Raw genomic sequence first — 16,148 nt, forward strand, 5'->3', positions numbered from 1 at the left:
AATTCTTTTACATACTTTTGCCTAGCAAAAATTTAAAACAATCACTTAATCAAGCAAAAAATGACCGAAATACTAAGACAAAAACTAAGCGACTCGAAGGCAGCCCGATTTACTGTTCTGGGTGTTGTAGCGCTAACCATGTTTTGCGGCTACTTCATAACAGATGTTATGGCTCCGTTGAAACCTTTACTGGAAAGTGAATTTGGATGGCAAAGTTCCGATTACGGATTTTTTACCAGTGCTTATGGCTGGTTCAATGTATTTCTTCTTATGCTTATTTTTGGAGGGATTATTCTCGATAAAATGGGTGTTCGTTTTACAGGCTTAGGTGCATGTATTCTGATGGTTGCAGGATGCTCGTTGAAATATTACTCCGTTGCTTACGGCTCTACTTTCGAGGGAACTCTTTTAGGTGTAAACTCACAGGTTATGCTCGCCAGTATCGGATTCGCTATTTTTGGTATGGGTGTTGAAATTGCCGGCATTACAGTAACGAAAGTTATTGTAAGATGGTTTAAAGGACATGAAATGGCTCTGGCTATGGGGTTGCAAGTCTCGGTTGCCCGTATTGGTACAACACTGGCTTTGTCGGCTGCATTTCCAATGGCAAAATACTTCGGTAATATCTCTGCTCCTATATTATTCGGATTGGTTTTGCTTTGCGTAGGGCTGATTTCTTATCTTGTGTTCTGTGTTATGGATAAGAAACTTGATAAATCTCTCACTGAGACAAATGAAGAGCCGTCAGAACCATTTAAAGTATCGGATATTCTCTTCATCGTCAAAAATAAAGGTTTTTGGTTGATTGCCTTTTTATGTGTATTGTTCTATTCAGCTGTATTTCCATTTTTGAAATATGCAGTGGATTTAATGATTAATAAATATAATGTAGAACCTGAATTTGCTGGTAATATTCCAGCAATACTTCCTTTCGGAGCAATACTTCTTACTCCGCTTTTTGGTGGGATATATGATAAAAAAGGTAAGGGTGCTACTATTATGATTATCGGGGCATTATTATTGATTGTGGTGCATTCTTTATTTGCTGCTCCCATCCTTAATGTATGGTGGTTTGCTACGGCCCTGATGGTGCTTCTGGGAATTGGTTTTTCTTTGGTTCCTTCGGCGATGTGGCCTTCTGTACCGAAAATTATCCCTGAAAATAAATTAGGAACAGCGTATGCTCTTATTTTCTGGGTTCAGAACTGGGGGTTGATGGGTGTTCCGTATGTGATAGGCATTGTGTTGGAAAAATATTGCATTACAGGTCAGCGTATAGTTGATGGAAAAACAGTAAATCTGTATGACTACACTCTCCCCATGATTATCTTCACCTGCTTCGGAATACTCGCCCTCATAGTCGCTTTCCTGCTGAAACGCGAGGACAAGAAAAAAGGCTACGGGCTGGAATTACCAAACATAAAGAAATAAAACAAAAAGTCCGGTTCCTCAAAACAACCGGATTTTTTATTTTGCCGATTTTGAATAGAATAACTTTATATAAATGACTCCCGAAATAGAAACAACTCCAAAAGGACTATACCTGATCTTCGCCACCGAAATGTGGGAACGGTTCAGCTATTATGGAATGAGGGCTCTCTTTGTACTGTATATGACAAAGGCGCTGCTTTTCGATAAAGCGTATGGTGCGCAGGTCTACGGCAGCTATACAGGCCTTGTATACCTCACTCCGCTGATTGGCGGATATATCGCCGATCGCTATTGGGGAAACCGCCGCTCCATCATCGCGGGTGCGTTACTCATGGCAATGGGACAATTCCTTATGTTTCTTTCCGGCTGTTATTTCGAGAATGTGGAGTTGGCTACCACACTGATGTTTTCGGGGTTGGGATTCCTTATATTCGGCAATGGCTTCTTCAAACCTAATATTTCCACCATGGTGGGGCAATTGTACAAGCCGGATGATAAACGGAAGGACTCGGCCTATACGATTTTCTATATGGGAGTGAATACCGGATCGTTCTTTGCACCCATTGTTTGTGGTGTCTTGGGAGATACGGGACATCCGGCCGACTTTAAGTGGGGATTCCTTGCCGCCTGCATCGGTATGTTGCTCGGTGTTGTTGTTTTTATATTCTTAAAAGATAAATACCTCCGAACCCCGGAGGGAGATGCGATAGGTGTCATTCCTAATAGCCGTGACACACGACGTATGGAAGCAGAGAAGAAACCCGAAGGGGACACTCCGGTAGCCGCAGAGGGTAAGTCAACAATCAAACTGGCCATTATATGGAGCGCTGTCTGGATTGGTTTATTTGTTTTGCTTTATACGGTGCTGAATACCGATATCATCGGATCTATTATATTCTCTCTCGCTATTGCGGCACCCGGATATGTAATATCGGACCCGTCACTGACCAAAATAGAGAGGTCGCGTATCTGGGTAATTTATATTATCGCCTTTTTTGTGATATTCTTCTGGTCGGCATTCGAGCAGGCCGGGGCATCGTTGACCTATTTTGCAGAAGAGCAGACCGACAGGTATGTGGAGTTGTTTGACTGGACTATACCGACATCTTATTTTCAGTCGGTGAATGCTGTCGCCATTATCATCTTCGCACCTGTCTTTGTCGCTATCTGGACAAAGCTGAGCAAGAAAGGGAAAGAGCCTGCCTCCCCTTATAAACAATCAATAGGCTTGTTTCTGCTGGCAATCGGCTACCTGATTATCGCCTTTGGTGTGAAAGGTCTTGCTCCGGGTATAAAAGTGAGCATGCTCTGGCTGATAAGCCTTTACACCATACATACATTCGGCGAACTCTGTTTATCCCCGATAGGATTGTCGATGGTGAATAAGCTGGCCCCGATACGGTTTGCCTCTCTGCTGATGGCTATCTGGTATATGAGTACATCGGCTGCCAATAAATTTTCGGGCACATTGAGCAGCTATTATCCCGAGCCGCTTATCGAACTGGCGGCAGTGCAATCGGTGGAAAAAGAAAATACCTTAACCTTGTTACCCGAAGAATTTGAGAAGGATATTACCGAAAAAGACGGGGCAAAAGTCATTCCTTTCGACCGGATAATGTTCTATAAAATAAAGAATAAAACCTTGAAGGCTGAAATACAAAATTCATTGGAAAAACAACAGTTGGAGAATCCGAAAGTATTTATGGGATACAGAATCTCTAACCTTTATGATTTCTTCATGCTCTTTGTATTTATGGCGGGGGCGGCGTCAGTCATTCTGTTCTTTTTGTCAAAGCGTTTGATGAAAATGATGCATGGGATAAAATGACGAGTTTCAGTTAACAGTTATCGGTCAACAGTTAACAAGGAATTGAAATATTAAACTACTTGTAACTCGTAATTGTGAATTGAGTCTAGTAACTTGCAACTAAAAGGATGAGAAAAATAGCTTTTGAGCCAATAGTCAACGAAAAATCGCGGGTATTAATCCTGGGGACGATGCCCAGCGAAGAGTCTTTGCGTAAACAGGAACGTTACGGGCATAAAAGCAACCAGTTTTGGAAGATCATTTTCACTTTATTTGACAAGCCGTTGCCGGACAGCTATGCAGAAAAAAATGCTTTGCTTGAAGAGAATAATATCGCTATCTGGGATGTTATTGAATCATGCGAAGGAACAGGAAGCCTCGATAGCAGTATTAAGAATGAAAAGCCGAACGATTTCAAAAAGTTTTTCAGGAAATATCCTCAGATCAAACATATCTTTTTTACAAGCAAGAAGGCTGAAGAATTTTATAGAAGATATGTCGGCTTCGATGAAAACAGGGCGTTTATAACACTACCTTCTCCCAGCCCTGCTAATGCACGGATGACGCTTGCCGAAAAGATTGAAAAGTGGCAGGTCTTTATTGATACCGTAAAGTCAATAAGAGCGACGGAGCTATGATAAGGTGATAACCTGGTCGCAGACCTATTAATTACTTTGATAATTATAAAAGCTAAAGGTTCTTAGTAAATAAACAGCAGCGTCTTAGTATAGATAAATTAGTTTCAAAATCATAAATCAGATGCAGCTAATTCGTTTTTCACTTATTTTATATACTTTTGTAGCCTTGATTTAAACTATAAGATATGTCTCAGAAAGTACGGGTACGCTTTGCACCCAGCCCTACAGGCCCATTGCATATTGGAGGTGTACGCACGGCATTATACAATTACCTGTTTGCTAAAAAGCACGGCGGAGACTTTGTTCTCCGCATCGAAGATACCGATTCGCAACGTTTTGTTCCCGGAGCCGAAGAGTATATAATAGAGGCTCTTACATGGCTCGGGCTGAAGTTCGATGAGGGTACGCATGTTGGCGGGGCTTATGCTCCATACCGCCAGTCGGACAGGAAAGAGATATATCGTAAATATGTCGATGTATTATTGGATAAGGGGGCTGCCTATATTGCTTTTGATACACCAGAGGAATTAGAGGCTAAACGCGCTGCCGTAGCAAATTTCCAATATGATGCATCTACTCGTGGCGAAATGCGGAACTCTTTGACATTAAGCAGCGAAGAAGTACAGGCTCTGATCGATGCCGGTAATCAGTATGTTGTCCGTTTCAAAATAGAAGCTAATCAGGAAGTATTAGTAAATGATGTTATCCGTGGTGAAGTAAAATATAATTCTTCGGTGCTCGACGATAAAGTATTATTTAAGTCGGCCGATAACCTGCCTACATATCATCTGGCAAATATTGTCGATGATCATCTGATGGAAATCACCCACGTTATCCGTGGTGAAGAATGGTTGCCGTCGGCCCCTTTGCATGTACTTTTATATAACGCTTTCGGATGGGAGGCTACCATGCCGCAATTTGCGCATCTGCCACTATTGCTTAAACCCGAAGGAAATGGTAAATTGAGTAAGCGCGACGGAGATCGTTTGGGATTTCCTGTATTTCCATTGGAATGGAAAGATCCGAAAACGGGAGAGATTTCATCCGGCTACCGTGAGAGCGGTTATTTGCCCGAAGCTGTTATCAACTTCCTTGCGCTCTTAGGCTGGAATCCGGGTAATGATCAGGAGATTATGTCTATGGATGAACTTGTACAGCTATTCTCTCTTGAAAAATGTAGTAAGAGTGGAGCTAAATTCGATTATGAAAAAGGCAAATGGTTCAATCATCAGTATATACAATTGCGCCCGAATGCCGAAATTGCTAATATATATTATCCCCTTCTTGAGGAAAAAGGAGTGGATGTTACTCTCGACTATGTGGAAACAGTCGTGGGACTTGTTAAAGAGCGGGTAAGCTTTGTAAAAGAATTATGGGATCAATCGTTTTTCTTCTTCGTTGCACCTGTTTCATACGATGAAAAGGTAGTAAAAAAACGTTGGAAAGAGGACTCTCCTGCGCAAATGTCAGAATTGATCACTGTGTTGAAGGATATAGACGATTTTTCTGCGCACAATCAGGAAGAAATTGTAAAAGCATGGATAGAATCGAAAGGTTATCATCTGGGGAATATCATGAATGCTTTTCGTCTGGCTATTGTCGGCGAATCGAAGGGTCCGCATATGTTCGATATAACGGCTGTTATCGGCAAAGGTGAGACTGTTGTCCGTTTGCAGAAAGCCATTGAGGAAATCAAAATTTCGTAACCATGTTTTTTTATAATTTCGCCATATATCTGTATGCATTTATCGTTCGCATCATTTCTCCTTTCCACAAGAAGGCGAGAAAGATGATAATCGGGCATAAACAAACCTACAAAATACTCAAGGAAAAGGTTGACCCTAAGGCAAAATATATATGGTTTCATGCTGCTTCGCTCGGTGAGTTTGAGCAGGGCCGCCCGATAATAGAAGAAGTAAAGCGCAAGAATCCCGAATATAAAATATTACTTACATTCTTTTCCCCGTCGGGATATGACGTTCGCAAAGATTATCCATTGGCCGATATCGTTTGTTATCTGCCATTCGATAAGAGACGTAATGTGAAGAAGTTCCTGAAACTGGTGAAGCCTGAAATGGCGATTTTTATCAAATACGAGTTTTGGTATAATTTTGTGAATACCTTACACAAGCAGGGAATACCTATCTATATGGTTTCGGCTATCTTCCGTTCTTCACAGATTTTCTTCAAATGGTATGGAATGGATATGCGCAAGTTGCTGAAAAAATATACGTGCATCTGTGTGCAGGATACCAATTCGGCTGAATTGTTGCGGGATATAAAAGTAACAAATGTCGAAGTATGTGGCGATACCCGTTTCGACAGGGTGCTCGATATAAAGCAACAGGCTAAACAGCTAAATGTTGTTGAGGCATTTGCAAAAAAGGCCACTGCCGAAGGAGAAAAAATATTGGTAGTGGGTAGTTCGTGGCCAAAAGATGAAGATGTGATAATGTCATACTTCAATATGACCACTGACCTGAAGATGATAATTGCACCGCACGAAATAAATGAAGCCCACCTGAAATATATAGAGAGCAATCTTCAACGGCCCTACATCCGTTACTCGAATGCTATACCAGAGATGATGACCGATTACGATTGTCTTATTATCGACTGCATAGGCCTTTTGTCGTCTATTTATCGGTATGGGCAGATCGCGTATGTGGGTGGTGGGTTTGGAGTAGGTATACACAACGTGCTTGAAGCTGCTGTATATGAAATTCCTGTGATATTTGGACCCAACTTCAAGAAATTTCGGGAAGCTCAGGGACTCCGCGAACAGGGAGGAGGGTATTCTATCGCTGATACCCAATCATTCAGAGGCTTGATGGACGAATTTCTCCAATATGACGAAACCCTCAAAGCCGCGGGAAAACACGCGGGCGATTATGTCCGTTCCAATAGTGGAGTCGTAGACAGGGTGATGGATGTACTGAAACTGTGAACTCTTCGTTTTCGGGTATATTTTTCTTCTAATAAAAAATATTCTTGTAGATTTGTATTCTAAACCATAGTGTTATGGCGCAAATAAATAAGATATTCAATTCCACGATTAAGATACCTACCCCGGTTTTTTTTATAGTGACTATTCTGGTCATTTGGTATTTTCTGCCCCGTGAAGGCAAATATAAGTATTCATACACCGAGAACAGGCCTTGGCAATATGGTTTGCTGACTGCTCCGTTCAATTTTCATATCCATAAATCCGATAAGCAGGTACAAGCAGAAAAAGACAGCATAATGCGGTCTTATCAGCCATATTATTATACCGACCTTACCATATCAAAGAAGACAGTATCTCAGTTTTCGCAGGATGCTTTAGCAAAGAGCATCCCTTCAGAGTATATAAGCTATGTGAACCGCAAACTCAACGAGGTATATAAGGCCGGTATAATATCGGCTGAGGATTATGATAAAGTTCAGCAACTGAACAAAAAGCAACTTCAACTGGTAAATGATAATAATGTTGCCAGTACCCGCCATCTGGCGTCTTTCTATACACCTAAGCAGGCTTATGAGAAAATAATAAGCGATGCGCCATCCAGTGTCGATATTAGTCATTTGCGAGCTATCAACTTGAATGACTACCTGAATGTAAACGTGCTGTATGACGAAAAGATGTCGTCTAACGAGAAGGAAGAACTGCTCAAGCAGGTAGCATTATACGAGGGAGAAGTCCAATCAGGCGAAAAAATAATAGACCGGGGCGAGATCGTCGATGCCCGTACAAAGAATATACTCGACTCTTACAACCGGGAGGTAGAAAGCAAAGTAGGCACAAAATCCAAGCCCGGCTGGCTGATGTTCGGAGAGCTTGTCATGCTCTCTTTGCTGTTGATGTCGCTGATGGTGTATCTTAAGTTTTACAGATTGCATGAGTATAACAACCGGAAGAACATCATTTTTATACTTATAATGGTCGGGATATTTCCTATTATCACCGGGCTGATGGCCGACACTAAGATGTTTAGCCTGATGTATCTGGTTCCCTTTGCCATACCTACTATACTGATCCGGACATTTATAGATTCGCGGACAGCTATGACCACACATATGATAACTGTACTCATCTGCGCTTTGATGCTTCCATTGGCTCAGATGGCCCAGTTTATTGTCATTCAGGTAATGATAGGATATATGTGTATATTCAGCCTGAGAAATCTTTCGGAGCGCTCTCAGCTCGTATATTGCTCCATTCTCATTTTGCTGACCTATGTGATTACGTACACGGCCTGGATTCTCTGTACAGAAGGAGACCCGTCACTTCTGATAGAGAATGGAAGAATGTATATTTATTTCTGTATCAACTTTGTATTTGTATCTTTTGCATATTTACTGGTCTATATGTGTGAGCGGGTTTTCGGCTTCATCTCCGAAGTGAGCATGATAGAACTATCGAATACCAACAGGCCATTGCTGCAGGAGTTGTCAGAAGTAGCCCCCGGAACATTCCAGCACTCGATGCAGGTATCCACATTGGTGGTGTCGGCGGCACACCGTATAGGGGCGAATGCTACCCTTGTCCGTACAGGGGCGCTTTATCACGATATAGGGAAGATGGTAAATCCTATTTTCTTTACCGAAAATCAGGTAGAAGGTATAGATCCGCATGCCGGACTTACAGAGAAGGAAAGTGCCCGCATTATCATCGGACATGTTGCAGAAGGAGTGAAGATTGCAAAAAAATATAATCTGCCGCAGCAGATTATCGATTTTATACAGACACACCACGGAAAAGGGAAAGCAAAGTATTTCTATAATTCATATGTAAATAGCCATCCGGATGAAGAGGTGGATGAGGCCGATTTTACTTATCCGGGTCCTAATCCGTTTACCCGTGAAACCGCTTTGTTGATGATGGCCGATACTATAGAGGCCGCATCGCGTAGCCTGAAAGATAACAGTAAAGAAGCAATAAGCGGGCTAGTCAACAGACTTGTAGATTCGCAGGTGGCCGACGGGCTTTTCAAGAATGCGCCGATTACATTTAAAGATATAGAGTTAGCGAAAGAAGTGTTTTCCGAAAAACTGGTAAGTATGCGCCATATGCGTGTAGCCTATCCCGAATTGAAGAAGCAGAATGATGAGACATTGATAGAACAATAAGGATTTTAATACTGTAAAAACTAAAATATAGATGAAAAAATTAGTAGTGTTATCAGCATTTATTTTGCTGACATTGGGTATAAGTGCTCAAAGTGCGGGAAGCGGTTATCAGTTTTCGGTTGTAAAAGAAAATCCGATTACCTCTATCAAGAACCAGGGAAACAGTGGTACTTGCTGGAGTTTTTCAGGACTGGGTTTCCTCGAATCGGAAGTTATCCGTATGGGTAAAGGTGAGCATGATCTGTCGGAAATGTATATTGTACGCCGCAATTATGCAGATAAAGCGGATAAGTTTGTAAGAGTAGGGGGTAACCTTAATTTTGCTCAGGGAGGCTCTTTTGCTGATGTGGTTGAAACGTTAAACGAGTATGGAGTTTTGCCTAACGAAGTTTACACAGGTCTTAACTATGGTGAGACAACACATAAGCACGGCGAAGTTGAGGCCGGACTAGCCGGATATGTGAAAGGAATTAATGAGAATAAGAACAAACGCATCTCTCCTGTATGGAAACAAGGATTGAATGGTATTCTGGATGCTTATTTTGGAATTCTTCCTCAAAACTTTCAATATCAGGGTAAATCTTATACGGCAGAGTCGTTGCGTCAGTCTTTAGGCTTAGATGCTAATAATTATATTTCCTTGACTTCGTATACACATCATCCGTTCTATGCTCCGTTTGCTTTGGAGATTCCTGACAACTGGCGTTGGTCTCTGTCTTACAACCTGCCGATAGATGAGCTGATGCAGACTATCGATGATGCGTTGAATAATGGCTATACAATAGCTTGGGCTTCCGATGTGAGCGAGATAGGTTTTACCCGCAACGGGTTGGCTGTTATTCCTGACGACGAAGCTCCTGAAAATGTAGGTTCGGATCAGGCTCATTGGTTAGGCCTTTCTCAAACAGAGAAAAACAATCGTATAAAATCTAAGATAGAAGAAGGACCTGTGAAGGAAAAAGCGATTACACAGGAGATGCGTCAGATAGCATATGATAATCAGGAAACTACCGACGATCATGGTATGCAGATATATGGTATTGCTAAAGATCAGAATGGAAGCAAGTATTATCTGGTAAAAAACTCTTGGGGTGAAGCTGGTGCATATAAAGGTATCTGGTATGCTTCGGAAGCATTTGTCAAATACAAAACTATGAGCATAATGATACATAAGGATGCTCTACCAAAAGGAATAGCTAAGAAACTTACTCTAAAATAATATGATAATAAGAATAATAGGATTTCTGTTTATATCTTCTCTGTTTAGTGCATGTAACGGGTCTAAGCCGGAGAAGGAGGTAAGCGAAAACATAGTCGTTGAACAATCCGAAATTTCAGCAAAACTTAAAAAAGGGAATATACGGCATACAGTCATGTTTAATCTGAAATATGATGCGGATGCTCCTGAAACCGACAAGTTTTTACAGGACGGACAACGTATTTTAAGTGCTCTTCCTATGGTGAAAAATTTCGAAGTTTCGCGTCAGGTAAGCAGTAAGAATGAATATAAGTTCTATTTTTCGATGGTTTTCGATAATCAGGAAGCCTATACCGCTTATAATGAACATCCTGAGCACGTGAAATTTGTAAAGGAACGTTGGGAGACCGAAGTCACAAATTTTCTGGAGGCGGATTTCATTGCTGTCGAATAATCGGTTATTATATATAATATAGTTTAAAGAGGATGGATATATATTCATCCTCTTTTTTGTGAGAATCTTTTTAACCTTTTTGCTCCGTATTAAAAAATACACTAAAATATTTTGCACATTCAAATAAAAATATTTTCTTTGCAAATATTTCGTAATAGCAAATAAATAGAATGGAACCAATTTGTAAATTAAAAGATATATATAAAGCATTATACAACTTTGAAAAACGTTTTGCGGAAGCTAATGGTATCACTATCAACGAAGGGATGCTTCTTTGCTGCCTCAAAGACGGTAAGCCAAGGTCGGCAAACGAGTTGTGTGACTTTGTGGGATTATCTAATTCGCGTGTTTCACGTGTTATTACCACCGTAGAGGACAAGGGATTTATAGTCCGTGAAATGGGAACTGCCGATAAACGCCAGATGATTTTCACTTTGACGGAATCAGGAAAACAGAAAACAAAAGAAATGCAGGCGCAGGGAATGGATTTTTCCGAACTGACTTCTTTAATTTCAAAGTTGCAGGAATAAAAAATTTAACCAATTAATTGCTAATAGCAAATATTTACATCATAAATTATGAAAGTACTAATAATCGGAGGAGTTGCCGGAGGGGCGACAGCGGCAGCAAGACTCAGGCGTATGAATGAGGATGCGGAAATTATATTATTCGAACGGGGAGAGTATGTATCCTATGCCAATTGCGGGCTGCCATATCATATCGGCGGAACGATAAGCGAGCGCGACAGGTTGTTTGTGCAAACTGTAGATGGATTTACCGACAGGTTTAATATAGATATACGTGTAAAGTCGGAGGTGACAGGCATCAATACTAAAAGCAAAACAGTGACGGTGCATAATCAGACCACGGAAGATACCTATATTGAAAGCTACGATAAACTCATCGTATCTACAGGAGCCGAACCTATAAAGCCGCCTCTGACAGGGAGCGATGACGATCGGATATTCTCCTTACGTAATGTTCCCGATATGGATAAGATAAAACGATATATAGACCAGCACAAACCTAAGACGGCCGTCGTCATTGGTGGCGGCTTTATCGGTTTGGAAATGGTGGAAAACCTACAGGATGCAGGGATAAAGGTGTCTGTTGTAGAACGAGGCAATCAGGTGATGGCTCCTCTCGATTTTGCAATGGCAACTATTGTTCATCAGCATCTGACACAAAAAGGAGTATCGCTATATTTCGAGGAAGGAGTCACCGGTTTTGAATCCGAAGGAGATAAACTGAGCGTATTATTGGAAAAAAGTCCCGCGTTGGATGCCGATATGGTTATCCTTAGTATCGGTGTCCGCCCTGAAACAAAGCTTGCACGGGAAGCCGGACTCGAACTCGGCTCGTTAGGCGGTATCAAGGTGAATGATTATATGCAGACGTCGGATAAGGATGTGTATGCCTTAGGGGATGCAGTAGAAGTGTTCAATCCGGTGATCGGCAAGCATGCTCTTATTCCCCTTGCAGGCCCAGCCAATAAGCAAGCACGTATAGTAGCAGACAATATTCTCGAAAATAATAAATATAAGTATGCGGGCACAATAGGTACATCTATAGCCAAGGTATTCGACCTTACGGTTGCCGCCACAGGGGCTTCCTCCAAACTATTGGACAGGGAAAATATACCTCATATAACTTCCTATACACATGGGAGTTCGCATGCAGGGTATTATCCCGATGCTTTGCCGCTGTCCGTGAAAATCAATTTTTCACCTGCTGACGGAAAGTTATTAGGGGCTCAGGTCGTAGGCTTCGACGGTGTGGATAAGCGAATCGACCTGTTTGCACAAGTGATAAAAAAGGGTGGTAGTATTTACGATCTGCAGGAAGTGGAACATGCTTATGCACCGCCTTATTCCTCAGCGAAAGACCCTGTTAATATGGCAGGTTTTGTGGCTGATAATATATTGAGAAAAAAAGTAAATATAATTCAGTGGCACGAATTGCAGAAGCTGAACAAATCGGAAATATTTGTTATCGACACCCGCACCGCCGAAGAACATCAGTTTGGACACATCGCAGATTCGGTGAATATCCCTGTGGACGAGATGCGGAGTCGTCTGCCGGAGATACCGGAAGATAAGAAGATCGTATTATACTGTGCTGTCGGACTGAGAGGGTATATTGCTTATCGTATTCTGGCGCAACACGGATATAAAGACATTTTCAACCTGTCGGGAGGGTATAAGACTTATTCCTGCGCCACAGAAGACTATTCAGCTCTACACACAGCTAATATATCCGGTAAAGAAGAAAATAAACCAGCAATACAACAATTCACCAATATGAAAACGATCGCGATAGATGCCTGTGGGCTGCAATGCCCCGGCCCGATAATGCAACTGAAAAAGAATTATGACCAGATAGAAGCGGGTGACCGCCTCGAAATAAAAGTGACCGACCAGGCTTTCGGTGAAGACCTTAATGGATGGAGCCGTATGGTGGGGGCTAAAGTTCTCGGCATGGAAAATTCAGGAGGAGTGATTACTGCTGTTGTGGAGAAACAGTCCGTAGGCGAAAAGTCTGAAAAGTCGGTTGTTCGCGGAGATAATAAAACACTCATTGTTTTCAGTGATGATCTCGACCGTGCATTAGCCTCTTTTGTCATAGCCAACGGAGCGGCGGCTTCGGGGAAGAAGGTAAGTATATTCTTTACATTCTGGGGACTGAATGTGATAAAGAAGCTCGAAAAACCTGCTGTAAAGAAAGACTTTATGGGTAAGATGTTTGGCCTGATGTTGCCGTCGAGCAGTAAAAAATTAAGTCTTTCAAAGATGAATATGGGCGGAATGGGCAGCAAAATGATGCGTATGATAATGAAAGATAAGCGTATCGACAGCCTCGAAAGCCTGATGCAACAGGCAAAAGATAATGGAGTGGAATTTATCGCCTGTTCCATGTCGATGGATGTAATGGGAATAAAGAAAGAGGAACTGATGGACGATATTACCATCGGTGGTGTGGCTGCCTATCTCGACAGGGCTGAGAATGCTAATGTGAATCTGTTTATTTGAGGAATATTAAATTATCTTTGAACAATGGAAAAATTAATAACCATATTGAAACGAAACTGGACATATGTCGTCGGAGCCGCTTCCGGATCCGTCACAGGTTATCTGTACTGGTACTTTATCGGATGCAGCAGCGGCACATGTCCTATTACGGCTTCGCCAGTAAACAGTATCATCTGGGGAGCAGTGATGGGGGGCTTATTGTTCAGCCTTTTCAAAAAAGAAACAAAGAATGAGCAAGATACTTAATAAATGGAGTATGCTGCCTGTCTATATTAAGGGCATGGTATTTGCAATGCTTATAATATACTTTTTATCATCGTGTTGTGTTACAGGATACTGCCAGATGAGCACTACCGATTATAAACAGGCAACAGAAGAAACAAACAAAAAATAACAGTAGGAAGTTATGAAACATATTTTATTGATGCTGTTTATAGCCGGACTGACATTCAGTTCTTGTAACGGGCAAACAAAAAACAATCAACCAAAAGAACAAATTAAAAAGGATACAAAAATGAAAACAATACATTTAAATAAAATAGACTTTTTGAAAAAAGTAGCGAACTATGAGGCTAATCCGGGTGAATTCAAATATCTGGGAGACAAACCCGCACTGATAGATTTTTATGCCGACTGGTGTGGCCCATGTAAAGCCATTGCTCCCGTACTGGAAGAACTGGCAGCCGAATATGACGGCGAAATTTATATCTATAAGATAAATACGGAGGAAGAACAGGAGCTTGCTGCTTTGTTCGGAATCAGAAGTATCCCGAGCCTGTTGTTTGTGCCTATGGGGGAGGAACAACCTCAGATGGCACAGGGCGCATTACCTAAGCCTGCATTGAAAGAGGCGATAGATAAGGTGTTGTTGAAGAAATGATGTATTTGGGAAATTAGTAATTGAATAATTTAATTCAACAACTGATTCGAATTAATAAAGAGAAGATCCCGTATTTCAAATGAAGTACGGGTTTTTTTATTTTATTGCTGCAAGCTGTCCAGCAGCGCATTGATATTTGCAGTAAATAATCTTACGGCGATTGCCATAACTATGACCCCGAAAAATTTGCGCAAGACGTATACTCCGCCTATACCCAGGATCTTTTCCACAACATTGAGGTATCTAAGCACAAGGAATACGATTATCATATTCAGGAACAATGCAATAATAATATTCGATACATCATATTCTGCGCGCATAGACAATAATACGGTAAATGTACCGGGACCGGCAATCAAGGGGAAAACAATAGGTACAAGTGTCTTAGATCCGCCGGGAGCATCATTTTTGAATACTTCCACACCGAATATCATCTCTATAGATATGATGAATATAACCAGTGCTCCGGCAACGGCAAAGGATGAAACATCGACATTGAATAATTTCAATACCCAGTTTCCGATAAACAGGAAAGCTGTCATTATGATAAATGAGTAGATAGCTGCCTGTAATGGGTTAACATCCCGTCCTTCTCCCTTGAAACTTAAAAATATAGGGATAGAGCCCGATACGTCGATTAAAACGAACAAGACAACAAATGCACTTAATATTTGCGTTAAACTGATATCGAATCCCATAATATTTACTTTTTTTAAGATATAACAAAGGTATATATTTTTGGTTCAAATGCATGAAGTTTTATTCTTTTTGTAGAAGTTTATCTATGTATATAGCCGACAGCTTTTAGCTGTTAGCCGATAGCTCTTTGAAATAATTAATTAGCAGATTTGTAAATTAGCAAATGAATGAAAAAGTGTAACCTTTTAGTCTCTCCAACCTCCCCTAAGGGCAGGACTGTTAAGTTCTCTACTTTGTTCTGTTATTTTCTGCTGTCATCCTGAGTGGAACGAAGGATCTCGACCCTGAGAAACGAGATGTTTCACTCCGTTCAACATGACACAGGGGGTATAAAAAATTAGAACTTAACAGCCCTGCCCCATGAGAGGCTACAGAGAGCGTAAAAGCTAATTATTAATTGCTCTTTGTGTAAGCTTTACATACGCTTTGCTCCTGTGACCGTTGGTTGTTACCTTTTGAAAAAAGATACAAGTTGTTAACTGTTGACTGTTTACTGTAAAAGTTGTTACATGTGTTACCTTTTCGGAAGCTGTAGGGGCAATCCCTTGTGGTTGCCCGGTATTGGAAAAGGCAGGTACCCACAAGGGTACCCCTACGAAAAATAGCAAAAGGTGTTACATGTGTTACTTTTTAACAATTGAGAGTTGCAGCCAGATGAGATACGAGTAGATAAGACGCGAGATACAAGTTGCTAACTGATGACTGTTAACTAAAACACTGTAACCTTTGTTACTTTTTGTGCCTTGGCATCTTTGCGGATGGTCTTTTAATTACAGAGTATGTGTAGTGACGAAGACTTATTGAAAAAAGTAGCAGATGAAAAATCTGTAAAAAGTGTCAACTTTGTCAACTTTTTTGAAAGAGTTATAAGTAAACAAGATCTAAGTTGCTAATGTCTATTGG

14 protein-coding genes are annotated in these 16,148 nt (G+C 41.2%); 13 read left to right on the plus strand and 1 reads right to left on the minus strand.

All coding sequences use genetic code 11. The features are described from left to right. Positions 1–60 precede the first annotated feature (60 nt). From QZL88_RS12715 to trxA, 13 genes are all read left to right on the plus strand, one after another. Entirely contained in the window at positions 61–1,431 is a 1,371-nt protein-coding gene (locus QZL88_RS12715; protein ID WP_296941692.1) for an MFS transporter, read from the plus strand. Positions 1,432–1,504: 73 nt separating this feature from the next. Next, positions 1,505–3,259 carry a peptide MFS transporter gene (locus QZL88_RS12720; RefSeq protein WP_296941694.1) on the plus strand — a complete coding sequence of 585 codons (1,755 nt, stop codon included), beginning with the start codon at positions 1,505–1,507 and terminating at the stop codon, positions 3,257–3,259. Positions 3,260–3,366: 107 nt separating this feature from the next. Continuing rightward, entirely contained in the window at positions 3,367–3,876 is a 510-nt protein-coding gene (locus tag QZL88_RS12725) for a DNA-deoxyinosine glycosylase (protein ID WP_296941696.1), read from the plus strand. Positions 3,877–4,061: 185 nt separating this feature from the next. Beyond that, complete coding sequence (gltX, locus tag QZL88_RS12730; RefSeq protein ID WP_296941698.1) at positions 4,062–5,582, plus strand: glutamate--tRNA ligase; 1,521 nt, start codon at positions 4,062–4,064, stop codon at positions 5,580–5,582. 2 nt (positions 5,583–5,584) lie between these two features. Beyond that, positions 5,585–6,823 (plus strand): glycosyltransferase N-terminal domain-containing protein, encoded by a 1,239-nt coding sequence (locus tag QZL88_RS12735; RefSeq protein WP_296941700.1) that lies wholly within the window; start codon positions 5,585–5,587, stop codon positions 6,821–6,823. Between the two features lie 74 nt (positions 6,824–6,897). Next, positions 6,898–8,985, plus strand: a complete 2,088-nt coding sequence (locus QZL88_RS12740; RefSeq protein WP_296941701.1) for an HDIG domain-containing metalloprotein — start codon at positions 6,898–6,900, stop codon at positions 8,983–8,985. Positions 8,986–9,016: 31 nt separating this feature from the next. Further along, positions 9,017–10,204, plus strand: a complete 1,188-nt coding sequence (locus QZL88_RS12745) for a C1 family peptidase (RefSeq protein WP_296941703.1) — start codon at positions 9,017–9,019, stop codon at positions 10,202–10,204. 1 nt (position 10,205) lies between these two features. After that, on the plus strand, positions 10,206–10,637 hold the full coding sequence (locus QZL88_RS12750) for a Dabb family protein (protein ID WP_296941705.1): 432 nt from the start codon (positions 10,206–10,208) through the stop codon (positions 10,635–10,637). A gap of 170 nt (positions 10,638–10,807) precedes the next feature. Next, on the plus strand, positions 10,808–11,167 hold the full coding sequence (locus QZL88_RS12755) for a winged helix DNA-binding protein (RefSeq protein ID WP_296941707.1): 360 nt from the start codon (positions 10,808–10,810) through the stop codon (positions 11,165–11,167). A gap of 48 nt (positions 11,168–11,215) precedes the next feature. Then, the gene (locus QZL88_RS12760; protein ID WP_296941709.1) at positions 11,216–13,666 is read left to right on the plus strand and encodes an FAD-dependent oxidoreductase; all 2,451 of its coding nucleotides are present in this window, start codon (positions 11,216–11,218) and stop codon (positions 13,664–13,666) included. A gap of 24 nt (positions 13,667–13,690) precedes the next feature. Beyond that, on the plus strand, positions 13,691–13,912 hold the full coding sequence (locus QZL88_RS12765; protein ID WP_296941711.1) for a DUF6132 family protein: 222 nt from the start codon (positions 13,691–13,693) through the stop codon (positions 13,910–13,912). Beyond that, on the plus strand, positions 13,896–14,060 hold the full coding sequence (locus tag QZL88_RS12770; RefSeq protein WP_296941713.1) for a hypothetical protein: 165 nt from the start codon (positions 13,896–13,898) through the stop codon (positions 14,058–14,060). Before QZL88_RS12765 ends, QZL88_RS12770 begins: the two co-directional genes overlap by 17 nt. A gap of 12 nt (positions 14,061–14,072) precedes the next feature. Beyond that, the gene (trxA, locus tag QZL88_RS12775; protein ID WP_296941715.1) at positions 14,073–14,546 is read left to right on the plus strand and encodes a thioredoxin; all 474 of its coding nucleotides are present in this window, start codon (positions 14,073–14,075) and stop codon (positions 14,544–14,546) included. A 101-nt stretch (positions 14,547–14,647) separates the two neighbouring features. On the opposite strand, the gene QZL88_RS12780 is transcribed toward trxA, so the two are convergent. After that, a complete protein-coding gene (locus QZL88_RS12780; RefSeq protein ID WP_006800272.1) occupies positions 14,648–15,244 on the minus strand; it encodes a MarC family protein in 597 nt (198 codons plus the stop codon). Positions 15,245–16,148 lie beyond the last annotated feature (904 nt).

This window comes from uncultured Dysgonomonas sp. (assembly GCF_900079725.1).
Taxonomy (GTDB): Bacteria; Bacteroidota; Bacteroidia; order Bacteroidales; family Dysgonomonadaceae; genus Dysgonomonas.